This window comes from Candidatus Accumulibacter contiguus, assembly GCF_012940005.1.
Lineage (GTDB): Bacteria > Pseudomonadota > Gammaproteobacteria > Burkholderiales > Rhodocyclaceae > Accumulibacter > Accumulibacter contiguus.
Genome location: NZ_SPMX01000030.1, coordinates 1 through 26,028 on the forward strand (window position 1 = coordinate 1; position 26,028 = coordinate 26,028).

Annotated in this window: 23 protein-coding genes; 7 read left to right on the forward strand and 16 right to left on the reverse strand. The window is 59.6% G+C overall.

Going from position 1 to position 26,028, the window contains the following annotated elements:
• The coding region (locus E4Q08_RS11815) for a hypothetical protein (protein ID WP_443984451.1) at positions 1 to 306 on the forward strand (306 nt) is incomplete at its 5' end.
• Between the two features lie 751 nt (positions 307 to 1,057).
• Here the strand turns inward: E4Q08_RS11815 and E4Q08_RS11820 are convergent.
• The 3 genes from E4Q08_RS11820 to E4Q08_RS11830 are packed head-to-tail and all read right to left on the reverse strand — an operon-like array spanning position 1,058 to position 2,752.
• Positions 1,058 to 2,041 (reverse strand): hypothetical protein, encoded by a 984-nt coding sequence (locus tag E4Q08_RS11820; protein WP_248594858.1) that lies wholly within the window; start codon positions 2,039 to 2,041, stop codon positions 1,058 to 1,060.
• A 32-nt stretch (positions 2,042 to 2,073) separates the two neighbouring features.
• Complete coding sequence (locus tag E4Q08_RS11825) at positions 2,074 to 2,280, reverse strand: hypothetical protein (RefSeq protein ID WP_248594859.1); 207 nt, start codon at positions 2,278 to 2,280, stop codon at positions 2,074 to 2,076.
• Positions 2,270 to 2,752: a type II toxin-antitoxin system VapC family toxin gene (locus tag E4Q08_RS11830; protein WP_169070533.1), complete on the reverse strand. Its 483-nt coding sequence runs from the start codon at positions 2,750 to 2,752 to the stop codon at positions 2,270 to 2,272. The genes E4Q08_RS11825 and E4Q08_RS11830 overlap by 11 nt, the downstream gene beginning before the upstream one ends.
• Here E4Q08_RS11830 and E4Q08_RS11835 point away from each other — a divergent pair.
• Positions 2,751 to 2,990, forward strand: coding sequence for a hypothetical protein (locus E4Q08_RS11835; RefSeq protein ID WP_169070534.1), 240 nt, complete (start codon positions 2,751 to 2,753; stop codon positions 2,988 to 2,990). The genes E4Q08_RS11830 and E4Q08_RS11835 overlap by 2 nt on opposite strands.
• A gap of 75 nt (positions 2,991 to 3,065) precedes the next feature.
• Here E4Q08_RS11835 and E4Q08_RS11840 read toward each other — a convergent pair whose 3' ends face one another.
• Complete coding sequence (locus E4Q08_RS11840) at positions 3,066 to 5,357, reverse strand: NACHT domain-containing protein (protein ID WP_169070535.1); 2,292 nt, start codon at positions 5,355 to 5,357, stop codon at positions 3,066 to 3,068.
• Positions 5,358 to 5,913: 556 nt separating this feature from the next.
• The gene (locus E4Q08_RS11845) at positions 5,914 to 7,374 is read right to left on the reverse strand and encodes a PIN-like domain-containing protein (protein WP_169070536.1); all 1,461 of its coding nucleotides are present in this window, start codon (positions 7,372 to 7,374) and stop codon (positions 5,914 to 5,916) included.
• Between the two features lie 138 nt (positions 7,375 to 7,512).
• Here E4Q08_RS11845 and E4Q08_RS11850 point away from each other — a divergent pair, with 138 nt between their 5' ends.
• Entirely contained in the window at positions 7,513 to 8,532 is a 1,020-nt protein-coding gene (locus E4Q08_RS11850; protein ID WP_169070537.1) for an integron integrase, read from the forward strand.
• Positions 8,533 to 8,745: 213 nt separating this feature from the next.
• Here E4Q08_RS11850 and E4Q08_RS11855 read toward each other — a convergent pair whose 3' ends face one another.
• The 11 genes from E4Q08_RS11855 to E4Q08_RS11905 form a co-directional block, all read right to left on the reverse strand.
• Positions 8,746 to 9,645: a DMT family transporter gene (locus E4Q08_RS11855; protein WP_169070538.1), complete on the reverse strand. Its 900-nt coding sequence runs from the start codon at positions 9,643 to 9,645 to the stop codon at positions 8,746 to 8,748.
• Positions 9,646 to 9,650: 5 nt separating this feature from the next.
• Positions 9,651 to 10,376 (reverse strand): ABC transporter ATP-binding protein, encoded by a 726-nt coding sequence (locus E4Q08_RS11860; protein ID WP_169070555.1) that lies wholly within the window; start codon positions 10,374 to 10,376, stop codon positions 9,651 to 9,653.
• A complete protein-coding gene (locus E4Q08_RS11865) occupies positions 10,376 to 11,239 on the reverse strand; it encodes an ABC transporter ATP-binding protein (RefSeq protein WP_169070539.1) in 864 nt (287 codons plus the stop codon). The genes E4Q08_RS11860 and E4Q08_RS11865 overlap by 1 nt, the downstream gene beginning before the upstream one ends.
• Positions 11,236 to 12,537 carry a high-affinity branched-chain amino acid ABC transporter permease LivM gene (gene livM / locus E4Q08_RS11870; RefSeq protein ID WP_169070540.1) on the reverse strand — a complete coding sequence of 434 codons (1,302 nt, stop codon included), beginning with the start codon at positions 12,535 to 12,537 and terminating at the stop codon, positions 11,236 to 11,238. Before livM ends, E4Q08_RS11865 begins: the two co-directional genes overlap by 4 nt.
• Positions 12,537 to 13,451: an ABC transporter permease subunit gene (locus tag E4Q08_RS11875; protein WP_169070541.1), complete on the reverse strand. Its 915-nt coding sequence runs from the start codon at positions 13,449 to 13,451 to the stop codon at positions 12,537 to 12,539. The genes livM and E4Q08_RS11875 overlap by 1 nt, the downstream gene beginning before the upstream one ends.
• Positions 13,452 to 13,662: 211 nt before the next feature.
• The gene (locus tag E4Q08_RS11880) at positions 13,663 to 14,298 is read right to left on the reverse strand and encodes a DUF4145 domain-containing protein (RefSeq protein WP_169070542.1); all 636 of its coding nucleotides are present in this window, start codon (positions 14,296 to 14,298) and stop codon (positions 13,663 to 13,665) included.
• Positions 14,299 to 14,371: 73 nt separating this feature from the next.
• Positions 14,372 to 14,680 carry a type II toxin-antitoxin system RelE/ParE family toxin gene (locus tag E4Q08_RS11885; RefSeq protein ID WP_169070543.1) on the reverse strand — a complete coding sequence of 103 codons (309 nt, stop codon included), beginning with the start codon at positions 14,678 to 14,680 and terminating at the stop codon, positions 14,372 to 14,374.
• Positions 14,677 to 14,901 carry an addiction module protein gene (locus E4Q08_RS11890; protein WP_169070544.1) on the reverse strand — a complete coding sequence of 75 codons (225 nt, stop codon included), beginning with the start codon at positions 14,899 to 14,901 and terminating at the stop codon, positions 14,677 to 14,679. Before E4Q08_RS11890 ends, E4Q08_RS11885 begins: the two co-directional genes overlap by 4 nt.
• Positions 14,902 to 14,986: 85 nt before the next feature.
• Positions 14,987 to 18,127: a bifunctional proline dehydrogenase/L-glutamate gamma-semialdehyde dehydrogenase PutA gene (gene putA, locus E4Q08_RS11895; protein WP_169070545.1), complete on the reverse strand. Its 3,141-nt coding sequence runs from the start codon at positions 18,125 to 18,127 to the stop codon at positions 14,987 to 14,989.
• A gap of 106 nt (positions 18,128 to 18,233) precedes the next feature.
• Complete coding sequence (locus tag E4Q08_RS11900; RefSeq protein ID WP_034917188.1) at positions 18,234 to 19,331, reverse strand: branched-chain amino acid ABC transporter substrate-binding protein; 1,098 nt, start codon at positions 19,329 to 19,331, stop codon at positions 18,234 to 18,236.
• Entirely contained in the window at positions 19,328 to 20,020 is a 693-nt protein-coding gene (locus E4Q08_RS11905; protein ID WP_169070546.1) for a GntR family transcriptional regulator, read from the reverse strand. Before E4Q08_RS11905 ends, E4Q08_RS11900 begins: the two co-directional genes overlap by 4 nt.
• Before the next feature lie 189 nt (positions 20,021 to 20,209).
• Between E4Q08_RS11905 and E4Q08_RS11910 the strand changes: the two genes are divergently transcribed.
• The 4 genes from E4Q08_RS11910 to E4Q08_RS11925 all read left to right on the forward strand — a co-directional run bounded on the left by E4Q08_RS11910 (position 20,210) and on the right by E4Q08_RS11925 (position 26,024).
• Positions 20,210 to 22,420 (forward strand): YgiQ family radical SAM protein, encoded by a 2,211-nt coding sequence (locus tag E4Q08_RS11910; RefSeq protein WP_169070547.1) that lies wholly within the window; start codon positions 20,210 to 20,212, stop codon positions 22,418 to 22,420.
• A 246-nt stretch (positions 22,421 to 22,666) separates the two neighbouring features.
• Positions 22,667 to 23,842, forward strand: coding sequence for an aspartate aminotransferase family protein (locus E4Q08_RS11915; protein WP_169070548.1), 1,176 nt, complete (start codon positions 22,667 to 22,669; stop codon positions 23,840 to 23,842).
• 8 nt (positions 23,843 to 23,850) lie between these two features.
• Complete coding sequence (gene argF / locus E4Q08_RS11920) at positions 23,851 to 24,795, forward strand: ornithine carbamoyltransferase (protein WP_034909798.1); 945 nt, start codon at positions 23,851 to 23,853, stop codon at positions 24,793 to 24,795.
• Entirely contained in the window at positions 24,795 to 26,024 is a 1,230-nt protein-coding gene (locus tag E4Q08_RS11925) for an argininosuccinate synthase (RefSeq protein ID WP_169070549.1), read from the forward strand. The genes argF and E4Q08_RS11925 overlap by 1 nt, the downstream gene beginning before the upstream one ends.
• Positions 26,025 to 26,028: the final 4 nt, after the last annotated feature.

The window sequence follows — 26,028 nt, forward strand, 5'->3', positions numbered from 1 at the left end:
ACAACAAGACTTCGGCGCAAAAATACCTCTGCGACAACCTCAATGCCCTGGCCGTCCATGCCGCCAGTGAATCCCTCGATCCCAATACCCGCGCCACGCTACTTCATCAACCGCGGCGACACCTTCTCTCGCATCAAGCGCACCCTCGGACGCTGGCTCCTCCAGGGCATCAATGCTCTCGACAATGTCGCCTCCGTCTTCGACGAACTCATCAAGAACCTCGTCCAGATAAAACCAAACAGGTCATCTCCCAGAAATTTCACCAAAAAACCACATTTATCACATGCTTACAAAAACGGGGTATGACTATGTTCTGATAGGTTGAGAGCATTGAGCTCCCACCAAGCCAGCGTTATTTGCTGATGGGCAGCGCCAATAATGGTCTTGCTGGGGCGTGCCGTCAGATAGCTAATGACGGAGGTCTCAACGTAGACTTTGCGCTTCATGAATTCGGTCCTTTTTCGGAAACCGTGGTCTGTCCCCTAAAACGTGTTGCTCTACCCAAGCTTTTTGACCCCCGCAGGTCCGGTTGACTGCTGGGTTGGGGGGCGGCATCAATAGGCCCGACGACACTTGAATGACATGTACTCAATGTTCTCAATTTTCTCAAGGCCACTCGACGTTTTCGTGAGAAATGTTGGTGCCGTAAGTGCCTTAGCGACGGCCCCTGTCATTGACAAGCCTGTTGACCGAGAAACTCTGACCGAGCACTTGTTCTTTTCCTCATCGTATGACGTGACTTCCTGAAAGTGGCGCCGCGGTTCATAGAGCTTTCCGTCGACCTCGACGGCGTCAACAGTCACGGTCTTACACGAGCCGAAGAGAATGTAGTTTGAGCAAGAGCTAGACGTTATGGGACCAACGGCGACAAAATCGGCGTATGCGACGCCGGATATGGCCACCGATAACACACAGGCAATTACAGCGCGGACGCCTTGCATGATCTACTCTCCTTTGCGGGTGAGAACTGGTCGGAGTAAGCCCGCCAACGGTGCGCATGACCGGCGCCAAACAGCGGCGAAAAGCCGCTGTTTGGGCGTCCGTGTCGATGCGCGGGTTAGCCGGCACCACTTCGGAGATGCTCGGGTTGAATGTCACTGGGTATCACAGTTCTGTACTGCTGAAGATCAATTCGTTGCTTCCATTCAGCCCCTTCGACTGCAAATAAGGCCCAGGGCAGAAGGTAGGCTTCAGCTACCTCACTGCCCCTCACCATCAGTATGCGCAAGTCAAAAGAACAGTCTTGGTCTACGTATCTCGCGGCGAGATCCTCACGTATGGTCATCGGATCGAACCGAAGCGGATCAGAGCTTGTCAAGTAAAGTCGGACGCACGTGTGGAAGGGTCGCTTCTGACCCAGAGGCGGGAGCGCATGAAGCATCGCTAGTTCGTCCAAGTCATGCCGCAAGATCTTCTCGCGAACTTGATCGATCTCCCAAGTACCGTCGACGTATCTGAGAACGCTCACGATGGTAAGAGCAAGTTTCCTAAGGTGAGCAGGGTCAATCTCCACGACCGGGCCTACAACGCCGTTCTTCGACGCCGACACTCGGATGGCACCATCCGTCGCGGTAAAGTGCTTGCCATGAATGATCGTGCCGCGAAGCGGCTCTAGTGTGCTGTAAAGCCCGATGAGGCGCTCCTTTAGCCAAACCCGGGATTCGATCAATGGCGGGAAGATGGGTGAGCCCTTAACGCTTTTCAGCTTCTGTTGAAAGCGGAACGTCGAAGGAACGCCGTTCTCCTCCAGGATCCACTCGACGAGCATGTCGAGAAGTTTAAAGGTCGAGACGAAAACCAGAGGCGCTCCGGCGTTAAGGAAACCAGGTCTCCAATCGCCGATTACGATATTGCCGCGGGCATGTGCGAAGAACTGAGCTTTCGACCTATCTACCGGGTAGACAACGGCGTCGGGCCAAGACGGAAACAACTCCTGCTCCACAAGAACATAGACCGCCTCGAGAAGCCAAGCTTCGTATTCGACGCGCTCAGCAAGTTTGATGAGCGCAGTCGCGTCAAAGGATGCATGCGAGTTCACCATCTAGGGCAGGCCTTGCCGGCTAACGTCCAAATTCAGCGGCGAGCGAAGCGAGTCCGCTGCAATGAAGAGTTGGGCACTGGGGGTACAGACGGTGGAGGCACAAATGGGTGCCCAGCCGCAATATGCTCAGCCTCTGATTTCTTCAGGTCTTCATAAATTGCACGCGGGTCGTAGCCAAACTTGGCGGCGTGGGTATCTCGAATGGCTCGTACTTCATCGACGATTTCGTCATTCAACATTTTCTTCTCCAAGAAGTTCTTCCGGGGTGCAGATAAACGGAAGGAACAAACCAACCTGTTCCAAGTAAGCAGCAATGCCTCTTTGTATCTCTGGGTTTGCGATGTGCCGACAGTTCCATGTCAGCAAATAATCCACGCCATTGACTGTGGCGACCGCAATGTGGAGTGCATCTTCCACCGCTTTGGGTGGGAGGATTCCTTGCCTCACCAAAGACTCCGCAATATTGAGCGCCTGCTCGGTGATTAAGAGCAAAGGCACGTCATTTAACACTGCCAACCGCTTTTGGGCGGCATCTGGGTCGCCAGCGCCACACTCACGCAGGACCGACTCTGACACCAACAGTTCGTACTGGTTGCGTGTTTCCCACCACGCCAGAGTAATTTGCTGGTGGGCGGCGCCGAGGATGGTCTTGCTGGGGCGAGCCGTCAGGTAGCTGATGACGGATGTTTCAACGTAGATTTTGCGCTTCATGAATGCAATCCTGGCTCAGAAAACCGTGGTACGTCCCCTATTTTCCGTTGCTGGTTTCCAAGATCGCCCCAACCTCCTTGACGTGGGCTGGCGATACGACTGCACGATAAAGCCCGGTTTCGATGCGCCTCAGAATCAGGAACACCGCATCCGTTTCAAGGCGTATGCGAAGCTGATTCTGGTCATCAAATGGGCGGCAAAGGACGCAGACTCGTGTGCTTGGCGGCTCATTGCTTGAAGTTTCCTGATGGACTCCCTGATATGTCAAACTTTTCCATTCTCCCGGCAGAGCCGGGGGATTTCCTATTTTTTGTTAATCGACCTTGGGTCGCGACTTCTCCATAGAACCTTTGTAGAGCTCTGTCAGATAGGTTCTAAGTCCAGGGTTGTTCTGTCGCGCCTTCTTGATTCTCTTTGCAAGCCTCGTGACATGCTCCAACTCAATCTTGTCATCCTGAACCACATGCTGAACTCCAAGCTTCACGACCCACGGAAGAGCACCCAACTCCTGCGTAGTCAGGAACTTGAAGGTGTCCTTCTCGCTTAAGCCGGCCCGAACTGCGTCGATGAAGAAGCTTGCGATGGCGCGCTCTTCATCCTTTAGATCTAGATCGCATTGGCACTGTATCTGCGCAGTTTCCAGTGCCTTCTTAAAGTACTGATACTCAAGACTATCCCGCAAGCAATAACTAAGCGTGGCGAAGAATTGCAGTTCAGGTAGAACCGCAAGCTTAGACTCCACTTGCCCCGATCGCACCCCGAGAAAGTGCCTTGTCATCTCCAGTACAACTCTATAGACAGCCCGTTCGATGTGGGCGTATTCGGTTTGGTATGCGGAAAGCATCAGATTTCCGAAATTGAGCAACCGAAGCATCTTTTCACGCTCAGTGCCGAGCATGAGATCAGAGAGCTTGTCGATTCTCGTTCCCGCGTCTTGAATCAGACCCAGATAGAAGTATTCTACCCCCAGCCAGTAGCCTTCGAATGGATTCGTGAACGGCGCACTTCTTCCGTGATTTTCCTTCTGGTGCAAGGCAAGCAGAAATTCCGCCAAACTTCTGTGACGGAAGGAAAAGATCTGCCTTTCGCGATTCACAATTACGACTTCCGAGCGCTGTTCAATTCGCTTAAAGATGTCAACAGGCGGGGGGAGACCCTCCCGTGTTCGTGTGTAATCCTCCAGCATCTGCATGACTTCATTAACATTTAGCTGCTGAAGCTCATTGTCAAGCATGTACTTGGCAACTCGAGAGAGCACAGTAACCACAACGGGATACTCTCGCTCTGTCATTAGTCCCTTGCTTATATCCCAGCGGCCAAGCGCAAGTTCAACATATTTCGAATACAACTCCGGAAGCGTCTGCGGAATCTCCTTGGCATTTGCATTTAACACTCTTGCCAACAAAATTGCCGTCATTGGCGTTCTAGGTATTGCCCGCAACAGCGTGGATCTTCCAAGATCCAACCGAAGTTTTTCGCTAATGTCAAGTGAACTACAGTTGTGTTGCACAACCTTAACAAGCTGGTCAAACGACAACGGAAGTATGCGAAATCGCGGGCAGTGCCGCAGAATCTCCTCGCCCTCTTCAATTGTCCAAACCAGCCTAGATCCGATTGCTACGGTGAGATTGCTCGTAGCTCGGACCGCACTCGCCACTGACTCAATCGCGCCAAGTAGAGAACCATCCGTCGCACTGCGAACTTCGTCTACCCCATCTAGGAAGATCAAGATCCGTCCGTCTGCGGCACCTTCTAGGGCAGTTTGCAGATCGTTGACTAATCGCGTTAGCCCCGCCTGAACGTCATCTGCAATCTCCGAAAGATGCACGAGCTTGGGGATGGTTTTGCTCTTCTGAAATTCATCTGGCTCGCACAGCGCTTTCATGTGTTTGCGGAAGAGCGTGGTCTTTCCGGACCCCATACCGCCTTCTACCAATAGAATTCGATGCTGCTTGAGCGCACCAGCTAGAGTCGTTCGTAGTGACTTGTTATATCTTGCCACCTTCTGACCTGGGCGAGTAGGCTCGACTTCATAAAGTTCTTGGGCTACGTCAAGGCTAATGCCTGGCGCCCCGAGGGTGCTATAGGATTCTGCCTTGACGATCTCCACCAACGTGGACTTCAAATAGGTGCCCAGCCCAGCCGGAATCTCGTTCCAGAAGTGCGGGTAAATCTGCTCAACTATCTGAGCCAGGCGCTCGCCGCCGACGAACTTAATGTTTCGAGACTTGTATTCTTCAAAGATCTTTCGCTCGGCTCCACCAGAGATGCTACCGTTACATACAATCCAGGTTTCATTGAGGTAAATCTTCCGCTTTGCCCCGTCAAAGAACCTCTCAACTGCACATTCTTCTATCTGCCGCTTGACATCAGCATGGTCTTGTCTGATGTTTCCGCACTTGACAATAACGCCAACATAGTTTTCATCCCCAAGTGTTGGGTCTGAGCGCGCCAATACAAAATCGGCACCCATTTCACCATTACCATGGGTGTACTCGAAGCGTGAAATAGTCTTGTCGTTCGTAAATACTGCCCTCAACAAGGGATGCAGGTCGCGAACCTCGTCGGTCAAAGACCGCAACTTTTCAAGCTTCCACTGTTCCAAGCGAACCTCCTGCGTGGTCGGATGTCGGCGTGTGACGCCTAACGACCAAACTCAGCGGTCGGCAAACCCAGAGCGAAGCGGCGGGTTAGCCGATCCGCTGGAGTGCCGTGTTATGCGTTAATACTTTTTGCTTCTAGCCATTTCGTAGTCGCACATATTCATCTTTAATCTCATAGAAATGCTTCCTCAATATAGAAATATGTGACTCAATTTCTTTCGTTTGATGCTCAGTAAGCGTGTTTTTCGAGAACATGAAGTAATTCCTTTTCTCTAAGGTGCAATCTTTTCATTTCATCATCTAATTCATTTAATTTCGTCTGATCGACACTTCGTGTAGTGTTTCTGCTTGCCCTCAATTTTTTCCATCATTTTTTTCAAGACGCTTTTCTTCGGCAATAGCAGCAGCATTACCCTCCCATCTTGGCCCACCCGCATCAAATTCACTTTGCCAACTCATTTTGCATCAACCTCCTTAACGCATAACGTCTGAATTCACCGGCGTTGCGCGGCTCTATCGCGCAGCGTCCGGTGGAATGAGAAGTTAGAAATCGCAGGGTTACATGAGCGAATCATCGCTACGCCCAGTGGTCTTTTGATGAGCTAGAACTTCAAACTTCTCATCGACTACCGCGCCTACAACAATTGAATCTATGGGGTACTTGGCAAGCAGTCGCGCTAACCTTTCATATAGCTCGGGTTTCCTTTGTGATTCAATAATTTCAAAGAAGTCGTCTTCAGGAATTGCAATAACCAAAGTAAATCCAGAGAGGCGCCCCTCGTTGATTTCTAGGTAACCGCGAAGGAGCCCATTTACTACAATGGGGGACATCAGCATTCGGTCGAAGCTACGTAGATACTTGACTTCGTATCCATGTACCTCTTCATCACTTCGAACCAGAAAGTCCGGGAAGCCGCGATGGTTTGCCTCAACCAATTCACCACGGCGAGATAGCCAAACTTCGACACATTGCTCAATAAGGCGCGTGTCAATGCGATCGCTAAGGAAGCGCGATGCGAGGTCGCCTGCGCTGGAGGTGGAAAATTGCCGCGACTGACCTTGAAATTCACGCACATTGCGCGAGTTTTCCGGAGTGAATAGTGCAACTTGTTTGATTTCGGCGACCGACTCGTTTGATACAGAGGCAGTTGAGTATTTGTTTGCATGCTCCACAAACTGTACTGACGAGTACATCCAAAAAAGATCAACCCCGCCTTCCCTGCCAATTTCTCGAATCAGTTCTGGATGGGGGCCAACGGTCTTTCCTTGCTCTCGCCACCACCAATCTTCTTTTCTGTCGGCAGTTATTAGCAGCACAGTCTTGATTTGTGAATTCTTCACATGCTGAATCAACTGACGCCAGAGAATTAGATCGCCAAATTTTCTCTGGTACTTGATGTGATCGAAAATAAATGTAGCTTCGTTTGGATTCTTTTCTTTATCGACATCTGCAAATCCGGGAGGAATCTTTTCCTTAAATCGATCTTCTCCCCCAGAAATGAGTTCATCCAACTCTGCTTGGGAGGCGGGCCCAGTACCGACGCGATTTTCTAAAAGTCCATCGAGACGCTGACGTACTGGGTCGGACGCTGATATGTCAAGTTGAGCGTTATGAGTAGTCTTAATCGCTTCAAGTAACTGGTCATTCGCCTTTTCCAATTCGGACAATAGCGGCTGGGACTCAATGCCCAAGCCTCGCTTGTCGATCTGAAGTCCCTCTACCTTGGCTTTAATATCGTCAACTAGCTCACTGGTGGCCGAAAGCGCGTCTTCTGTAGCCTTGCGCTCACTTGCAATTACAGTCAGTCGCCGACGCTGAAACTCAAGCGCTACTTGGTGAGGAATCCAAAGGCGCTCCTTAAGTAGTTCTAGCACCCCCAATAGCTCGTCTCCTGCTGTTGTCGGCAATCGATACAAATTCAACAAAACGTTTGTATCCAAAACAATCACGGCCTCTTTCCAGAGTTGTTCGTATTGCTCTGCGCTTGGTGGGTAATAGCCAGAAAAGCTCGTCTTCATTTGATGGTATCCAAGAGTTCGAGGCGTTGTGATTTCTAACGTGAAGTGGACATCCTACTTGACGATTTACTTTGCGTCATTATACTGTACTCATGAACAGTTATCGGCAAATTTCCAACCGAAACAAGGAGGTGCCCAATGGACACGTTCACTAAAAGTTCGGGCAATTGCGTCAATGCCGGCGGCGCTTCTCGACCTCCCAGGCGGCTGCTGGAACAGCTCAGCGACCGCATCCGTGTCAAGCACTATAGCATACGGACCGAGCAGGCTTATAGCGAGTGGGTGCGACGTTTCATTCTCTTCCACGGCAAACGTCATCCGCGGGAAATGGGAGCAAAAGAGGTGGAGGCATTTCTGACTCACCTTGCCGTGGCGGGGCGTGTTTCTGCATCCACCCAGAACCAGGCGAAAAGCGCTCTATTGTTCCTTTACCAGGAAGTGTTGGAGACTGAGCTGCCGTGGCTGGATGAGGTCGAGTCGGCGAAGGCTACGAAACGTCTGCCGGTCGTTCTGACCCCGGCAGAAGTTCAGCGCCTGCTGGCGCCGATCGAAGGAACCGTGGGTCTGATCCTCCGACTGCTCTACGGTACCGGGATGCGCATCATGGAGTGCCTGCGGTTGCGGGTGAAGGACGTGGACTTCGCTCGCGGGGAGATCCTGGTGCGGGAGGGAAAGGGGTTCAAGGATCGGGTGACGATGCTGCCCGAAAAGCTGCTTGTTCCACTCAGCGAGCATCTGGCGCGGGTAAAGACGCTGCACGAAGCGGACCTCGCTGACGGTTTTGGCGAAGTGTATTTGCCATGGGCGCTCGAACGAAAATACCCGAACGCCGCGCGTGAATGGGCCTGGCAGTATGTGTTTGTCGCCGCCAAACGATCGGTCGATCCGCGCTCGGGGGCAGTGCGCCGACACCACGTGGGAGCGCAGAGCATCCAGCGTGCGATGCGCGATGCGCTGCGCCATGCCGGAATCAGCAAGCCAGCGACCCCACACACGCTTCGCCACTCGTTTGCCACTTCCCTGCTCGAAAGCGGCTACGACATTCGCACCGTGCAGGAACTCCTGGGCCATGCGGATGTGAGCACGACGATGATTTACACGCATGTGCTCAGGCGCGGCGGGCGAGGTGTTCGGAGCCCGTTCGACGCCCTGGTATAGACTGGCGTACGTAGGCAGCCGGCAGAGAGCAGTTTGGCCGGTCAGGTTCCGACATGCTCAGGTCGCTGCGTTGAGCAGCGAGGGAGCGCGCACGTTTTTTTTCTTCGGCTGCAGAGATTTGCCCATACCGCCAATGCGCATCCAATGATCAAGGGAACCCGTTTGGGACGGTACACCGTCGTGCCGTGTTTCCAGAGGCTCTGACTTCGCTTGCTACCTTTCCCCCCGCGCCGCCAGATAAATCCCGAGCAGCAGCATCACAAACCCGACTCCCTGCCATAGCGCGAATGCTTCCCCGAAAAAGACCCACGCCAGCATCGCACTTCCCACCGGCTCCCCGAGCGTCACCACCGCAATGAAGGTCGGCGAAACATGTTTGAGCGACCAGTTGTACGAAGTGTGGCCGAGCAACTGCGGGCCGAGCGCCATGCCCAGGGCCACCAGATAAGCGGCGTCGCTGTATCCGGTCAAGGGCGTGCCGCTGCTCTGACAGGCAAGAACCAGCAGAATCGCGGCACTGCCGTAGGCGAGCCAGACATACGCCGGCAGCGGCAGGCTGGCGCGCAGGCGGCGACCGATCAGGAGATACGCCGAGAAGCACCAGCTTCCCACAATGGCGAGGAGGTTGCCGAGCAGTGGATTGCTGCCGGGGGCGCTTGCCCGGCTGTCGCTCCAGAAGATCAGTCCGCTGCCGGACAGGGAAATCACGATGCCGACGAGCATCAGGCGGCTCGGGCGGTCGCCAAAAAGCAGGAACGAAGCGATGCCGACCCACAACAGATTGGTCGTCACCAGCGCGGTACTGCTGGCCACCGAGGTGTATTCGAGCGAGGTGATCCAGGTGGCGAAATGCAGCGCCAGGAAGAAGCCCGCGCCGCAGGTCAGCAGGATCTGCCCGCGGCTCAGCGTACGCAGTGTCCGGCTCGACTGCCAGAGGGCGATCGGGGTGATGATCAGCGCCGCGAGGCCGAGGCGCAGCGTGGCGATGGTCAGGGACGGCAAGCCGTAGCCCTGGGCAAAGCGCGCCAGAATGGCGCCGAAGGAGATCGCCAGCAGGCCGACGCCGAGGATCAGAAAAGGGAGCCAGCGCGGCGGCGCCTTGCCGCTGTCCATGAGGCTCAGGTCGCCGTCGCGGCGTGACCGCCTTCGAGATAGGCGGCGTGTACCTCCGGGTTGGCCAGCAGCTCCCGGCCGCTACCCGACAGGATGATCTGACCATGTTGCAGCACGTAGCCGCGGTGCGCGACGCGTAAGGCGTGGTGCGCGTTCTGTTCGACGAGCAGGAGGGTCATGCCGTGCTCGCGGTTGAGTTCGCGGACGATCTGGAAGATTTTCTTGATGTACAGCGGTGCCAGGCCGAGCGAGGGTTCGTCGAGCAGCAGGAGTTGCGGCCGGCTCATCAGCGCACGCGCGATCGACAGCATCTGCTGTTCGCCACCCGAGAGCGTGCCGGCGCGCTGCTGGCAGCGCTCCTCGAGAATCGGGAAGAGCGTGTACATGCGTTTCAAGTCGACCGCGAAGTTCATCTCCTCGCCGAGCACGGCGCCCATCTGCAGGTTCTCCATCACCGTCATGCGTGAGAAGATGCGCCGGCCTTCGGGAACCAGCGCGATGCCGCGGCGGGCGATTTCATGCGTCGGCAGACTGGTGATGTCTTCGCCGTCGAAGACGATGCGTCCGCCCGATGCGCGCGGCTGGCCGAAAATCGCCATCATCAGCGTCGACTTGCCGGCGCCGTTGGCCCCGATCAGGGTGACCACTTCGCCGACCTGCACGTCGATGTCGACGCCGTGCAGCGCATGGATGTGTCCGTAGTGGGCATGCACGCCCGACAGTTGCAGCATCATCGCCGGGCCTCCGGAGGCAGGGCTTCCTTGGCATGCGACTCGTCGGCCTGCAGTTCGTCGGCATCTTCCTCGCCGAGATAGGCCTTGATCACGTTCGGATCGCGCTGGATCTGCAGCGGCGGGCCTTCGGCGATCTTGCGGCCGTAGTTGAGGACGCAGATGTGGTCCGAGACATTCATCACCACGCTCATGTCGTGCTCGATCAGCAGGATGGCGATGCCTTCGTCGCGCGCCAGGTGTTTGAGGAGTTCGTTGAGTTCGGCCGATTCGCGCGGGTTGAGGCCGGCCGCCGGTTCGTCGAGGCAGAGCAGGAGCGGGTCAACACAGAGTGCGCGGGCGATCTCGATGCGCCGCTGCATGCCGTAGGGCAGGTCGCCGGCGGCGGTGTCTGCCTGGTCGATCAGATGGAGGTGTTTGAGCCAGCCGACCGCCTTGTCCATCGCTGCCGCTTCCGCGCGGCGATAGCCGGGCAAGCCGAAGAGGCCGGCCAGCGAGAAACGCGAGGCGTGCTGCAGGGCGTTGTGCTGCGCGACGATGAGGTTTTCGAGGACGGTCATCTTCGGGAACAGGCGGATGTTCTGGAAGGTGCGCACCACCTTGGCTGTGCGCGCGACCTGGTGGCTGGCGAGCTGTTCGAGGCGCATCACGCCGCGTTGCGGGTGGTTGAGGCGGACGCTGCCTTGGCTCGGCTTGTAGAAACCGGTCAGGCAGTTGAAGAAGGTGGTCTTGCCGGCGCCGTTCGGTCCGATGACGCCGGTGATCTGGCGGGCGGCGACGTCGAGCGACAGGTCGTCGATGGCCAGCAGGCCGCCGAAGCGCATGCTCAGGCGCTCGACGCTCAGGAGCGGGGCGGCGCTCATCGGCGGCCGCCGTCGGCGAGGTAGCGCAGCGTCGGTTCGCGGTGCGAGAGGATGCCGCCGGGTTTCCAGACCATGATCAGGATCATCGCCGCGCCGAAGAGCAGCATCCGGTATTCGGCAAAGTCGCGCCCGAGTTCGGGCAGCAGCACCAGCACCAGGGAGGCGAGGACGACACCGAGCTGGCTGCCCATGCCGCCGAGAACGACGATCGCCAGGATGATCGCCGACTCGTTGAAGGTGAAGGATTCGGGCGAGATGAATCCCTGCCGGGCCGCGAAAAAGACGCCGGCGAAACCGCCGAGCATGGCCCCGATGGCAAAGGCCGAGAGCTTGACGTTGCGCGCGTTGATGCCCATCGCCTTGCAGGCGATCTCGTCTTCGCGCATCGCTTCCCAGGCGCGGCCGATCGGTAGCCGGCGCATTCTTGAGACGAAGCCGTTGGTGAGCAGCGCCAGCGCGAGAATCAGGTAATAGAGGAAGATGATGCGGTGGTTGGGGGCATATTCGAGACCGAAGAACGAGGCGAAGGTCGGATCGTCGCCAGGCGGTTTGAAAGGCAGGCCGAAGAACGAGGGGCGCGGGATCGAGGGGATGCCGTTCGGGCCGCCCGAAAGCTCGGTCCAGTTGACCAGGATGACGCGGATGATCTCGCCGAAGCCGAGCGTCACGATTGCCAGGTAATCGCCGCGCAGGCGCAGCGTCGGCCAGCCGAGAAGGATCCCGAAGCTCGCCGCCATGGCGCCGGCGACCGGCAGCGCCTGCCAGAATCCCCAGCCGAATTGCGTGGACAAGAGGCCGTAGGTGTAGGCGCCGACCGCGTAGAAAGCGACATAGCCGAGATCGAGCAGGCCGGCCAGACCGACGACGACGTTCAGGCCCCAGCCGAGCATCACGTAGATCAGCACCGTGGTCGCGGTATCGACGACGTAGCGGTTCTCGGAAAAAACGATCGGCAGCACCAGCGAGACGCCGAGTGCGATCCAGCCGACCCAGGTCAGCAGTGGGCTGCTCGCCAGGCTGCGCGCGCTGACCGCTTCCGCTGCCTGTTCGCGTGCCTGCCGGCGTGCCCGCAGGTGGTCGAGGGTATAGCGCAGCAACAGGCGGCCGGCGAAGCAAACGGCGACGAATGAAAATAGCGCCGGCCAGCGGGTGGTGATGCGCAGCGCGCCGCCCTGGTCGACGGTGCTCAGGCCGATCATCGGGATGCCGAGCAGCAGGGCGATCAGGGCCAGCGCCGCGGCGTCCTTGAGGCGCTCGGCCGGGGTGACGCCGGGATGGGCGAGAACGAGCGCGGACATCAGACTTTCTCCACTTCAGGACGGCCGAGCAGGCCGGAAGGGCGGAACATCAGCACCAGGATGAGGATGCTGAAGGTGGCCACGTCCTTGTACTCGGCCGACAGGTAAGCGGCCCAGAATGCTTCGATGAGGCCGATCAGGAGGCCGCCGAGCATCGCTCCCGGCAGCGAGCCGATACCGCCGAGGACGGCGGCGGTAAAGGCCTTGATGCCGGCGACGAAACCGATGAAGAAATCGACGACGCCGTAATAGACCGTGACCATCACTCCGGCGACGGCGGCGAGCGCTGCGCCGAGCATGAAGGTCAGCGAGATCGTGCGGTCGACGTTGATCCCGAGCAGCGCGGTCATCGTCCGGTCCTGCTCGCACGAGCGTTGCTGGCGGCCGAAGGAAGTCTGGGTGATCAGGTAGGTGAAGCCGGCCATCAGCGCGACGGTGACGAAAACGATCAGGATCTGCGAGTAGGCGAGGCGGACGGTGAAGCCGTCGACCGTCAGCAGATCGATGCCACCGACGAGAACCGGCGCGATCGGCTTGACACGTGCCCCTTGCGTCAGTTGCACCATGTTCTGCAGGAAGATCGACATGCCGATCGCCGAGATCAGCGGCGCCAGTCGCGTCGAACCGCGCAGCGGCCGGTAGGCGATGCGTTCGACCGTCCAGCCATAGACCGAGGTGAACAGCACGGCGACCAGCAGCACCAGCAGCAGCGAGAGCGGGATTGAACTGATCCCGAAGCCGGCCAGCATCGTGAACACGGTCACGGCGATGAAGGCGCTGACCATGTAGATGTCGCCATGCGCGAAATTGATCATCCCGATGATGCCGTAGACCATCGTGTAGCCGATGGCGATCAGGCCATAGACGGCCCCCAGGGTCAGTCCGTTGATTAGTTGTTGAAGTGCGAGAGCCATGGTCCTCCTCCTTGTTGCGTGCGATGTGACCGCAGGTCACGGCTTTACTGGGCTATCGGTAACTCTTTGAAGCTTCTACGAGCCGTACCAAGTGCATCCTCTCGATTGAGATGAATGGTCTCAGTCGAGGCAGCTGTAGCGCGCATGAAGCGAATGTGGAATTCGGAGTGGCAACAAGAGTAGCTGTATGGCGATCCGGTTTACGGACCTGTTAGGTATTTGATTCATCGGTCCCACTCTCATTCGTTGCCTTGTGGGAGATCAGTTGAAGAACATCCTTCGTAAGGTAAATCGTGCTTCGTGCTTCATCCTGGCTTGGAAGCACGATATTTCCGTGGATTGCCATATTCCGATGTACAGCGATCACTTCCATGCGTTCTTTGATACCGGCCGGGAAGCGGTACCCTTCCTTCCGTAACTTGTTAATCATGGCGTTGAGTCCGGGAGGGTTCTGCTCTTCTGATGGATGCTTGCCGAATTGCTTTGCGTACAAGGACGCAAGGACTGTCTCAATCGTGCGGCCGCACATGCCAATGGCTGCCATGGAGCAATTCCGTTCAAAACACCTCAAAGCTTCCTCGTACGCGAAATTGACAAGCCGCGTGACGTCCTCGGGAAGCAGGCCACTCGGGAATTCATGCGCCATCTTGGCTCGTGTTTCGTCTCGCGAGCCGAGATGGTCCAGCCGGCAATCCTGCCCTGGGATTGAACGATCCAGACGAAAGGTTATGACGTAATCAGGAAAGGGAAAGTCAACCGTTCCGCATGGAACTGCTAGCAGTTGCGTATTCATCAACTGCATCGCTCCCGGAGAGAGGCTTACGAAGAGATGGGTTTTGTTTGTCATGATCGCACCTCAGAATCGAGTTCAAACATGGGGGTCCAGTAATGAGATAGTTCAGCGTCCGAACTTCACCTGTTTAAGGGTTTGGCTGCGACTTTCGCTTCCGCCAATAGCCGGGGGATCGGCTATGGTGGGCGACAGCCAGTACACGAATTTCTTCTGTGGCGATCATATAGACGATGGCGTAGGGGAAGTGCCTCATATTCAATCGCCGCTTCCCGTAGAGCCACAGTGCTCCAAGCAGCGGACGCTGCATCAGCAGTTGAACCGCGCGCTCAAACTCGGCAAGAAGTGATTGCGAAAGAGCAGGTCCGGCTCGCTCCCTGTAATATTCAGCCGCTTCCCGAAGGTCCGATTCCGCCTCAGGGTGCAGCGAATACTTCATTGAAATTCGGCCCGCAAGCGGGAGAGAGTTTCAGCGCCGGGGAGCAGCGGCACCGTTCCACGCTCTATCTCTCCCTGGCGTCTTTCAACTTCTTCCGCCCAAGCGTTTTCAACATCTGGTTCAACGTCAAGACTGGCGATGAGCTTCTCCACCAGGCGAGCTCGTTGGACAGCAGGCAGGCCAAGCACTTCGGCCTCAAGTTCTTCAACGGTGGCGGACATGTCTTTCTCCCGATAGAGTCGTCATATGGTCGCAGGGTGCCATAAGATAACGCGCGCAGGCAACTTGCCAATGCCGGAGGGTGGTTCACTCGCCTTCGTCGAGCGCCATCAGCCCGGCGTTGCCGCCGGCGGCGGTGGTATCGACACTGAGCGTGCGCTCGCTGGCAAAGCGATAGAGATAATGCGGGCCGCCGGCCTTCGGACCGGTGCCCGAGAGTCCCTCACCGCCGAAGGGCTGCACGCCGACGACGGCGCCGATGATGTTGCGGTTCACATAGGTGTTGCCGACGTGCAGGCGGTCGGTGATGCGCTTGATGGTTTCGTCGATGCGGCTGTGGATGCCCAGCGTCAGGCCGTAGCCGGTATTGGCGATGGCCACGCAGACCTGGTCGAGGTCTTCGGCACGCCAGCGCACGACATGCAGGATCGGCCCGAAGACTTCCCGTTCGAGGCGGGCGATACTGTCGATCTCGTAGGCACGCGGTGCGAAGAAGGTGCCGTGCCGGGTGGCTTCCTCGTCGAGTGGGCAGGTGAAAATCGGCGTCGCAAAGCTGTCGAGCCAGCGTGCGTGTGCCACCAGGAGCGCACGCGCCGCTTCGTCGATCACCGGGCCGACATCGGTGGCGATGTCGGCCGGGTTGCCGATGCACAATTCCTGCATGGCGCCGGCGAGCAATTCGCAGACGCGGTCGGCGATGTCGGCCTGGATATACAGGACGCGCAGCGCCGAGCAGCGCTGCCCGGCCGAGTTGAAAGCCGAGGCGACGACGTCGCGGACGATCTGTTCAGGCAATGCCGACGAATCGGCGATCAGCGTGTTCTGGCCGCCGGTTTCGGCGATCAGCGGCACCAGCGGGCCGTCCTTGCCGGCCAGCGTCTGGGCGATCAGGCGCGCGACCTCGGTCGATCCGGTAAAAGCGACGCCGGCGCATGCGCGGTCGGCGACCAGCGCGGCGCCGATGCGTCCGTCACCGGGCAGGAAGTTGAGCGCGCCAGCCGGGATGCCGGCGATATGCAGCAGTTCGACGGCCAGTGCGGCGACCAGCGGTGTCTGCTCGGCCGGTTTGGCGACGACGGTGTTGCCGGCGGCCAGCGCCGCGGCGATCTGGCCGACGAAAATCGCCAGCGGGAAATTCCACGGGCTGATGCAGACGAAGACGCCGCGGCCGTGCAAGGAGAGGCTGTTCTGCTCGCCCGTCGGGCCGGGCAGCGGGATCGGCCCGGAAAACTTCTCGCGGGCCTGTGCCGCGTAGTAGCGGCAGAAATCGATCGCTTCACGCACTTCCGAGACGGCGTCGGCCTGCGTGCGGCCGCCTTCGCGAACGATCAGGGCGACCAGTTCCGGCAGGCGTCCCTGCAGCAGATCGGCGGCGCGGTCGAGGAGTGACGCGCGCGCGCTGGCGGGCGTGCCTTCCCAGGCCGGAAAAGCCGCCTGCGCGGCAGCAAAGGCTTCACCGACGTCGGCGACGCTGGCCTCGATCACGCGCCCGACGCCGTCGCGCTGGTCGGCCGGCGAATGCACGACCTTGCTGTCGCCGCTGCGCTGCCGGCCATCGATCAGCGGCGCGGCGGTGTAGCTGACGCGCAGGCTCTGTTCGATGCTGCTGCGCAGGTCTTCGAGAGTGGCTTTGTCGTTCATGTCCAGTCCTTCACTATTGATGCGTTCAGCGCCGAAGAGGTCGCGCGGCAAGGGAATGCGTGTCTGGCGCTTGACGGCCAGGGCGGCGGTCCTTTCAACGGGGTCATTGAGCAGCGCGTCGATCGGCAGGCTGGCGTCGGCGATGCGGTTCACAAAAGACGAGTTGGCGCCGTTCTCGAGCAGGCGGCGCACCAGGTACGCCAGCAGGTCTTCGTGGCTGCCGACCGGGGCATAGACGCGACAGGCGCGTCCCAGCTGGTCCCCGCCGACGATCTGGTCGTAGAGTTCTTCGCCCATGCCGTGCAGGCGCTGGTATTCCCATTCGTCGCTGCCGCCGGCACTGATCGCAATCTCGGCGACGGCCGCCAGGGTGTGTGCGTTGTGCGTGGCGAAGGCCGGGTAGAAGGCCTCCGGGTGGGCGAACAGGCGTCGGGCACAGGCCAGATACGAGAGGTCGCTCGACGCCTTGCGGGTGAATACCGGGTAATCGCGCAAGCCACGCTCCTGCGCGAGCTTGATCTCGGCGTCCCAGTAAGCACCCTTGCACAGGCGAACCATCAGACGTCGGTCGGCGCGGTGGGCCAGGTCGGTGAGCCAGTCGATGAGCGGCAGCGCACGCTTCTGGTAGGCCTGGACGGCCAGCCCGAGGCCATTCCAGCCGGCCAGTTCGGCGTCGGTGGCGAGTGCTTCGATCAGGTCGAGCGACATTTCCAGACGATCGACTTCTTCGGCGTCGATCGTGAAGCCGATGTTGCGCGCCTTGGCACGGAGCGCGAGTTCCTTGACGACCGGCCACAATTCGTGGCGAACGCGACCCTCGTTGGCGACTTCGTAACGCGGATGCAGCGCCGAGAGCTTGATCGAGATCGACGGCGCTTCGTATGCCGGGCGGCCGGCGGCGGCGTCGCCAATCGCCCGGATCGCCGCGCGGTAGGACTCGAAGTAACGCAGCGCGTCGGCGCTGCTGCGCGCCGATTCTCCGAGCATGTCGTAGGAGTGGCGGTAGCCGGCTTTTTCGGCGTTGCGGGCGCGCTCCAGCGCTTCATGAATGTTGCGGCCCATCACGAACTGCTTGCCGAGAATGCGCATGGCGGTAATCACCGCCTGCCGGATCACCGGTTCGCCGGTGCGCGCGACGAGGCGCTTGAGGGTGCCGCGCAGATTGCGGTCCTCGTTGTCGAGATTGACGATGCGGCCAGTGAGCATCAGCGCCCAGGTGCCGGCATTGACGAAAGTACTGTGCGAGGTGCCGAGCCGCTTCTCCCACTCGGTACTGCCGATCTTGTCGCGAATCAGACGATCGACGGTCGCCGCATCGGGGATGCGCAGCAGCGCTTCGGCGAGGCACATCAGCACCACGCCTTCGCGCGACGAGAGGTCGTAGGTGGTCAGGAAGGCATCGATGCCTCCGCTTTTGAGGCGACTGTCGCGCACCGTCTGCACCAGTGGCGTTGCCCGTTCACGAATGCCCTGCTGTTCGGAAGGGGTGAAGCGCGCCAGAGGGATCAGTTGCTCGATGACCTGGGCTTCGTCGATACGGTGATATTCGCGCAGACGCTGGCGGAGTAGGTGGGTAGTGGCGCGCATGCTGTCTTCCGGTCGGTTTGGCGTCGACACCAGGTGTCGCGCGGGGTTGTCGAAACGTCCGCCGACGGGGGCGGACGCTTGCCGGTGGCCTGCCGGTGCTGCAGGATTACTTCTTCACGTAGTCGTACTTGCCATCCTTCCACTGGTAGACGACAAAGGCCGGCGCCGAACTGTTTCCCTTGGCGTCGAACGACAGCTTGCCAATGACGGTGTCGAAGCTGCCGCTGCGCAGCGTTTTCTCGATGTCGGCATACTTGGTGCTCTTGGCCCTGGTCGCGGCCTGGTCGAAGAGCTGGAAAGCGGCGTAGGCGTAGAGGACGTAGCCTTCCGGTTCGATCTTGGCGTCGTGGAACTTCTTGACCACGGCGGCGGCGCTCGGGTTCTTGCGCGCGTCCGGACCGAAGGTAAACAGGACGTTGTTGGCCTCGGGGCCGGCGGCGGTCGCGAGTTCGGTGTTGGACATGGTGTCACCGCCCATCACCGTCAGTTTCAGGCCGGCCTGTTGCGCCTGCCGCAGAATCAGCGCCACTTCGGTGTGATAACCGCCGTAGGAGATGACTTCGACGCCGGCGGATTTGAGCTTGCTGACCAGCCCGGAATAGTCCTTTTCACCGGCGGTGATCGATTCGCGCAGGGCCGGCTTGACGCCCTTGGCTTCCATCGCCTTGGCGACTTCGTCGGCGAGGCCCTTGCCGTAGGCACTCTTGTCGTCAACCACGGCGATCTTCTTGCCCTTGAACTTCTCGGCGAGGTAGGCCCCGGCCACCTGGCCCTGCTGGTCGTCCCGACCCGCAATGGCGAAAATGTTCTTGAGGCCGCGGTCGGTGACCTTGGGGTTGGTCGACACGGTGACCACCGGGATGTTGGCCTCGACGTACACTTCGGACGCCGGGATCGTCGATGACGAGCACCAGTGGCCATGCATGAAGATGATCTTCTTGTTCACCATCTGGTTGGCGACGGCGACGGCCTGTTTCGGATCACAGGCGTCGTCGCCGATTTCCAGCTTCAGTTTCTCACCGACGACGCCGCCCTTGGCGTTGATGTCGGTGATCGCCATCTCGGCGCCCTTCCGGATCTGGTCACCCGCCGAGGCGTACTGACCGGTCATCGGTCCGGCGATGGCCACCAGGTGATCGGCGTAGACATTGCTGACCGCGAGGGAGAGCAGGCTGCAGCCGGCCGCCAGGATCTGTTTGTTCATTTGTTTCCTCCTTTGCTACGTTGGTCTGTAAGGTAACTGACAAGTGACGCACCCGCATCGAGCACATGCGCCCGAGTGAGTTCTGCCGCCGCGTCGGGATCCCGGCGGACGAATGCGTCGAGGATTTCGGCGTGTTCGCGCAGGGTATTGGGCATTCCGGTGGTCATCGACAAGAGCGCGCGCACGTAACGCTCGACCTTGTTGTACAGCGAACGGATTTCGGCGACCAGGATCGGTCTTCCGGCGGCCGTGTAGAGCGTCGAATGAAACAGCCAGTTCAGCTCGCCCCAGCGAGCGGCGTCGCCGGCCTGGTCGAATTCGTCGAGATGCCGGCGTGCCTGTTCGATCGCCTGGTCGCTGATCAGCGGCGCCGAGAGGCGCGCCGCGCGTGCTTCGAGCATCGCCCGGATTTCCATGTACTCGTCGATCTCGGCCGACGACAGCGAGGCCACCACGGCGCCGCGGTTGCGCAGGAAGGTCACCAGGCCTTTGGCTTCGAGGTGCTTGAGTGCTTCGCGAACGGGGATCTTGCTGACGTGGAAATGCATCGCGATCTCGTCCTGGCGAAGCAACTCTCCAGCCGGCAGCAAGCCGTCGACAATCGCCTTCTTGAGCGTCTGCGCGACGTGATCCGACGCGCTGAGGCGTGGCATTTTCTGGGCAGCGACAAGTTCCAGGAGCGATGGCATGCGCGAGCGTGAAAACTCCGAAGATCGTATACGATATAACCTTGAGGCAGCGACCATACAGACAGATTTGGTGCATGGCAAGCTGCAGTGCAGCAATCCGTCACGGCCCTTGCAGAAGGCGGACCACGCTACTCGCCGAATTCTCTCCTCACCAGGGCGAGGAGCGGCCTGTTCCTGTAGAATCGTCCCATGAATACTCTCAGCTGCCCCTCGCGCAGCAGCGCACCCCGGAATCTCTTTTCGTACCGCAAATACTGGGCCAGCCGCTTCGGCACCGCACCCTATCTACCGATGTCGCGTGCCGAAATGGACCTCCTCGGCTGGGATTCCTGCGACATCATCCTCGTCACCGGCGACGCCTACATCGATCACCCGAGTTTCGGCATGGCGCTGATCGGGCGTCTGCTCGAGGCGCAGGGTTTTCGTGTCGGCATCATCAGTCAACCCGACTGGTTGTCGGCAAAGGCTTTCCGGGCGCTCGGCAAGCCGAATCTGTTCTTCGGCGTCACCGCCGGCAACATGGATTCGATGGTCAATCGCTACACCGCCGATCGCAAGCCACGCTCCGACGACGCTTATACCCCGAACGGTGAAGCGAACAAGCGGCCCGATCATGCCGTCGTCGTCTATGCGCAGCGCTGTCGCGAAGCCTTTCCCGGCAGCAACGTAGTGATCGGCTCGATCGAAGCCAGCCTGCGCCGCATTGCCCATTATGATTACTGGTCGGACAAGGTGCGTCGCTCGGTGCTGCCGGATTCGAAAGCCGATCTGCTGATTTTCGGCAGCGCCGAGCGGGCGATCGTCGAACTCGCGCACCGTCTCGCGGCCGGCGAGCCCATCGCCACGATCCGCGATTTGCGTGGCACTGCGTTCATGGTCCCGCGCGGCTGGCTGCCCGCCGCCGGCTGGGCCGAGATCGATGCGAGCGAGGTCGATACACCGGGCCTGCTGGTTCGCCACGCCGACCCGTACGCAATGACCCCGGAGGCTGGCAAGGAAGCCGCCTGTGCGTCCCGGCCGGCTTTGTCGGAGAGTCGCTCTGGAGCAGCCCGGACGCAGGTGATCCAGATGCAGTTCCAGTCGCACCTGCGCATGCCGAAGCTCGATCGGACGCGCACAGCGATTCGCCTGCCGTCTTACGAAGAGGTCGCCGCCGACCCGGTGCTCTACGCACATGCCTCGCGCACCTTCCATGTCGAATCGAACCCCGGCAATGCGCGCGCGCTGATCCAGGCGCATGGCGAGCGCGATGTCTGGCTCAACCCGCCGCCGATTCCGCTGTCGACAGCGGAAATGGACGGCGTCTTCGCCTCGCCATTCCAGCGCCGGCCGCATCCCTGCTATGGCGATGCGAAGATTCCGGCCTTCGAGATGATCCGCTTTTCGATCAACATCATGCGCGGCTGCTTCGGCGGCTGCACCTTCTGCTCGATCACCGAACACGAGGGCCGCATCATCCAGAGCCGCTCCGAGCAATCGATCCTGCATGAGATCGAGGAAATTCGCGACAAGACGCCGGGTTTCACCGGCATCATCTCCGACCTCGGCGGGCCGACCGCCAACATGTACCGCCTGGCGTGCAAGGACCCGAAGATCGAATCGGCGTGCCGCCGCCTGTCGTGCGTCTACCCCGGCATCTGCGAGAACCTCGACACCGACCACACGCCGCTGCTGCAGCTCTACCGCAAGGCGCGGGCGCTGCCGGGGGTGAAGAAGGTGCTGATCAGCTCCGGCCTGCGCTACGACCTTGCGCTGCGCGACCCGCAGTATGTGAAGGAACTGGTCAGCCACCATGTCGGCGGCTACCTCAAGATTGCCCCCGAGCACACCGAAGACGGGCCGCTGGCGCACATGATGAAGCCCGGAATGAGTTCCTACGAGCAGTTCAGAATCCTGTTCGAGAAGTTTTCGAAGGAGGCCGGCAAGGAGCAATATCTGATCCCGTATTTCATCGCCGCGCATCCGGGCACCACCGACCAGGACATGCTCAACCTGGCATTGTGGTTGAAGCGTAACCATTTCCGCCTCGATCAGGTACAGACCTTCCTGCCGACGCCGTTGGCGATTGCCACCGCCATGTATCACAGCCGCAAGAACCCGCTGAAGAAGGTCGGCCGCGATTCCGATCTCGTCGAAACCGTCCGTGGTGCCCGACAGCGCCGCCTGCACAAGGCTTTCCTGCGCTATCACGACCCCGAAAACTGGCCACTGCTGCGCGAAGCCTTGAAGCAGATGGGACGCGCCGACCTGATCGGCAACGGCAGGAAGCAACTGATTCCGTTTTTTCAACCGGCGGGGACCGGGTTGCGGGGCGCACCGCCCGAACGCGTACAGACCGCTGGGCGTGCGGCCGTACCGGCAAGAGTCGTTGCGGCAAATGCAGCACGCACGAAGTGCTGATTGCTACGCTCGCGAAGCTGAACTGTTGATCATTGATGGCCGGTTGCCGTGATCGTCCGGCTCGCTCGCGACTGCCAAGTCCTGTACATGAGGATGCTTTTGCCGTAGAATCCAAGACTTGTTTTCCGGCGAGTCAGGCTTTGTGAAGTCTGCCGGGGCGTACAGGTCTGGGGTTCGAGTGCGTGTCTCGTTATCCGGCGGCGCAAGCCGCCGTTTCAGTTTAACAGCCTCCGCAATGAGTGGTCCATGTCGCACCTGATGAATACCTATTCCCGCTTGCCGGTCGCCTTCAGCCATGGCCAAGGCAGCTGGCTGACTGATGACGACGGCAAGGTCTACCTCGATGCCCTGTCTGGGATTGCCGTCAACACTCTGGGGCACAATCATCCGGCGCTGGTTGCGGCGATCGCTGCGCAGGCCGGGCGTTTGCTGCACTCGTCGAATCTCTACCGTATTCCGCAGCAGGAGCAACTCGCCGACAAGCTGGCTGCGCTGTCGGGGATGGACGAGATATTTTTCTGCAATTCGGGTTGTGAAGCCAACGAGGCGGCGATCAAGCTGGCGCGCCTGTATGGTCATCAGCAGGGCGTTGCCGATCCGGCGACGATCGTCATGGAGCGGGCTTTCCACGGCCGCACCATGGCAACCCTTTCGGCGACCGGCAACCGCAAGGCGCAGGCGGGTTTTGAGCCGCTGGTGTCGGGCTTCGTGCGGGTTCCCTACAACGATCTCGAAGCGATTCGGGCAATTGCCCGGTACAACAAGAACATCGTCGCGGTGATGCTGGAAATCGTCCAGGGTGAGGGCGGCATCAACTCCGCCGACATCGATTTTCAGCGAGGTTTGCGGGCGCTCTGCGACGATCGGCAATGGCTGTTGATCTGCGACGAGGTGCAGTGCGGCATGGGTCGTACCGGGCACTGGTTCGCGTTTCAGCACGCGGGCATTACTCCGGATGTGGTGACCCTGGCCAAGGGCCTCGGCGGCGGTGTGCCGATCGGTGCCTGTCTGGTCGCCGGGCGGGCGAGTGGTCTGTTCCAGCAGGGTAATCACGGTTCGACCTTCGGCGGCAATCAGTTGGCGACCACCGCCGCCTTGACGACCATCGAAGTCATCGAGCGAGAGGGGCTGATCGACCGTGCGCTTGCCGTCGGCACGGCCATCCGCGAAGATCTGGCGCAGGCGCTGGCCGGCTGCAAAGGTTTGGTGACGATCCGCGGCCAGGGGCTGATGATCGGTATCGAGCTTGATCGCCCCTGCGGCGAACTGGTGGTGCGTGGCCTGGACGCCGGCCTGTTGATCAACGTCACTGCCGACAAGGTGGTGCGTCTGTTGCCACCACTGAACTTCAGTATCGATGAAGCGCGTGAGCTGGTATCGCGTCTGGCAAGACTGATTCGCGATTTCCTCGAAACTCCCTAGAGACTTCCATGCACAGCGTAAAACACTTTCTTCAGTTCAAGGACTTCACGCGTGCGGAGTTTGATCATCTCATGGAGCGCGCGCGCTGGATCAAGGCCGAGTTCAAGGCTTATCGCAAGTACTGGCCGCTCAGCGATCGCACCCTGGTGATGATTTTCGAGAAGGCCAGCACCCGCACCCGCCTGTCGTTCGAAGCCGGCATGCAGCAACTCGGCGGCTCGGCAATCTACCTCAATAGCCGCGACTCGCAGTTGCAGCGCGGCGAGTCGATCGAAGACGCGGCGCAGGTGATCTCGCGCATGAGCGACGTAGTGATGATCAGAACCTTCGAGCAGGCGATCATCCAGCGCTTTGCCGACCACTCGCGGGTACCGGTGATCAATGGCCTGACCAACGAGTATCATCCTTGTCAGATTCTGGCCGACATTTTCACCTTCGTCGAGCATCGTGGTCCGATTCAGGGGAAAACCATCGCCTGGATCGGCGATTCGAACAATGTCTGCAATACCTGGCTGCAGGCCGCCGAGGTGCTCGATTTCAAGGTGCAGGTGTCTACTCCGCCGGGCTACGAAGTGGCTGCCGACCGGGCTGGCCTGCATGGCAACGATCACTTCGAACAGTTCGCCGATCCGATGGACGCCGCGCGCCTGGCCGATCTGGTGACCACCGATGTATGGACCTCGATGGGTTTCGAGGCCGAGAACGAAGCGCGTCGGCGTGCCTTCGCCGCCTGGCAGGTCGATACCGAGATGATGCGCGTCGCGCGTCCCGAGGCGCTGTTCATGCACTGTCTGCCGGTACATCGCGGTGAGGAGGTCGCGGCGGCAGTCATCGATGGGCCACGCAGCGTCGTCTGGGACGAGGCCGAGAACCGCATGCATACGCAGAAGGCGTTGCTGGAGTATCTGGTGCTGGGCGGCGCTTCGCAAACCAATTCAAGCAGGGAGCAGTGATGAGCGACATCAGGAAAGCCGTTCTCGCCTATTCGGGCGGACTCGACACTTCAGTGATCCTGAAGTGGTTGCAGGATACCTATCGCTGCGAGGTGGTGACTTTCACTGCCGACCTCGGTCAGGGCGAGGAACTGGAAGCGGCGCGTCCGAAAGCGCTGAAGTTCGGCATCGCACCGGAAAATATCTACATCGAGGACCTGCGCGAGGAGTTCGTTCGTGACTACGTCTTTCCGATGTTCCGCGCCAACACCGTGTACGAGGGCGAGTATCTGCTCGGCACCTCGATCGCACGACCGTTGATCGCCAAACGGATGATCGAAATTGCCAACCTGACCGGCGCCGAAGCGGTGGCGCACGGGGCGACCGGCAAGGGCAACGACCAGGTCCGCTTCGAACTGGGCGCCTACGCGCTGCGCCCGGACATCCGGATCATCGCGCCGTGGCGCGAGTGGGATCTGCTGTCACGCGAGAAACTGCTGGCCTATGCCGAGCGCCATGACATACCGGTCGAAATGAAGCACCGGCAGGGCGGTTCGCCGTATTCGATGGACGCCAACCTGCTGCACATCAGCTACGAAGGCCGCCATCTCGAAGATCCGGCAGCCGAAGCCGAGGAATCGATGTGGCGCTGGACGGTGTCGCCAGAAGCGGCGCCCGACGCAGCCGAGTATCTCGATCTCGAATTCGAGAAGGGCGACCTGGTGGCGATCAACGGCCGGCGCATGCCGGCGGATGCGCTGCTGGCGCTACTCAACCAGCTCGGTGGCAAGCACGGCATCGGCCGCATCGACCTGGTCGAGAACCGTTACGTCGGCATGAAGTCGCGCGGCTGCTACGAAACTCCCGGTGGCACGATTCTGCTGCCGGCACACCGGGCGATCGAATCGATCACCCTCGACCGCGAAGTCGCACATCTCAAGGATGACCTGATGCCGCGCTACGCCAGCCTGATCTACAACGGCTACTGGTGGAGTCCGGAGCGGCTGGCGCTGCAGACGCTGATCGATCATACGCAGCAGTCGGTGAATGGCTGGGTGCGGGTCAAGCTCTACAAGGGCAATGTCATCGTCGTCGGTCGCGATTCGAAGACCGATTCGCTGTTTGATTCGACGATCGCCACCTTCGAGGACGACGCCGGTGCCTACGACCAGAAGGATGCGGGTGGTTTCATCAAGTTGAACGCATTGCGCATGCGCATTGCCGCCAATCTGGCGAGTCGCAAGAGATGATCAG

Bases quoted from the DNA above. Each gene is read 5' to 3' on its own strand.
- argF (WP_034909798.1), top strand. From the start codon at position 23,851: ATGCACAGCGTAAAACACTTTCTTCAGTTCAAGGACTTCACGCGTGCG.
- E4Q08_RS11855 (WP_169070538.1), bottom strand. From the start codon at position 9,645: ATGGACAGCGGCAAGGCGCCGCCGCGCTGGCTCCCTTTTCTGATCCTC.
- E4Q08_RS11835 (WP_169070534.1), top strand. From the start codon at position 2,751: ATGAATGCAATCCTGGCTCAGAAAACCGTGGTACGTCCCCTATTTTCC.
- E4Q08_RS11910 (WP_169070547.1), top strand. From the start codon at position 20,210: ATGAATACTCTCAGCTGCCCCTCGCGCAGCAGCGCACCCCGGAATCTC.
- E4Q08_RS11880 (WP_169070542.1), bottom strand. From the start codon at position 14,298: ATGACAAACAAAACCCATCTCTTCGTAAGCCTCTCTCCGGGAGCGATG.
- livM (WP_169070540.1), bottom strand. From the start codon at position 12,537: ATGTCCGCGCTCGTTCTCGCCCATCCCGGCGTCACCCCGGCCGAGCGC.
- E4Q08_RS11850 (WP_169070537.1), top strand. From the start codon at position 7,513: ATGGACACGTTCACTAAAAGTTCGGGCAATTGCGTCAATGCCGGCGGC.
- E4Q08_RS11885 (WP_169070543.1), bottom strand. From the start codon at position 14,680: ATGAAGTATTCGCTGCACCCTGAGGCGGAATCGGACCTTCGGGAAGCG.
- E4Q08_RS11845 (WP_169070536.1), bottom strand. From the start codon at position 7,374: ATGAAGACGAGCTTTTCTGGCTATTACCCACCAAGCGCAGAGCAATAC.
- E4Q08_RS11905 (WP_169070546.1), bottom strand. From the start codon at position 20,020: ATGCCATCGCTCCTGGAACTTGTCGCTGCCCAGAAAATGCCACGCCTC.
- E4Q08_RS11925 (WP_169070549.1), top strand. From the start codon at position 24,795: ATGAGCGACATCAGGAAAGCCGTTCTCGCCTATTCGGGCGGACTCGAC.
- E4Q08_RS11820 (WP_248594858.1), bottom strand. From the start codon at position 2,041: ATGGTGAACTCGCATGCATCCTTTGACGCGACTGCGCTCATCAAACTT.
- E4Q08_RS11825 (WP_248594859.1), bottom strand. From the start codon at position 2,280: ATGTTGAATGACGAAATCGTCGATGAAGTACGAGCCATTCGAGATACC.
- E4Q08_RS11830 (WP_169070533.1), bottom strand. From the start codon at position 2,752: ATGAAGCGCAAAATCTACGTTGAAACATCCGTCATCAGCTACCTGACG.
- E4Q08_RS11915 (WP_169070548.1), top strand. From the start codon at position 22,667: ATGTCGCACCTGATGAATACCTATTCCCGCTTGCCGGTCGCCTTCAGC.
- E4Q08_RS11860 (WP_169070555.1), bottom strand. From the start codon at position 10,376: ATGCTGCAACTGTCGGGCGTGCATGCCCACTACGGACACATCCATGCG.
- putA (WP_169070545.1), bottom strand. From the start codon at position 18,127: ATGCGCGCCACTACCCACCTACTCCGCCAGCGTCTGCGCGAATATCAC.
- E4Q08_RS11890 (WP_169070544.1), bottom strand. From the start codon at position 14,901: ATGTCCGCCACCGTTGAAGAACTTGAGGCCGAAGTGCTTGGCCTGCCT.
- E4Q08_RS11875 (WP_169070541.1), bottom strand. From the start codon at position 13,451: ATGGCTCTCGCACTTCAACAACTAATCAACGGACTGACCCTGGGGGCC.
- E4Q08_RS11900 (WP_034917188.1), bottom strand. From the start codon at position 19,331: ATGAACAAACAGATCCTGGCGGCCGGCTGCAGCCTGCTCTCCCTCGCG.
- E4Q08_RS11865 (WP_169070539.1), bottom strand. From the start codon at position 11,239: ATGAGCGCCGCCCCGCTCCTGAGCGTCGAGCGCCTGAGCATGCGCTTC.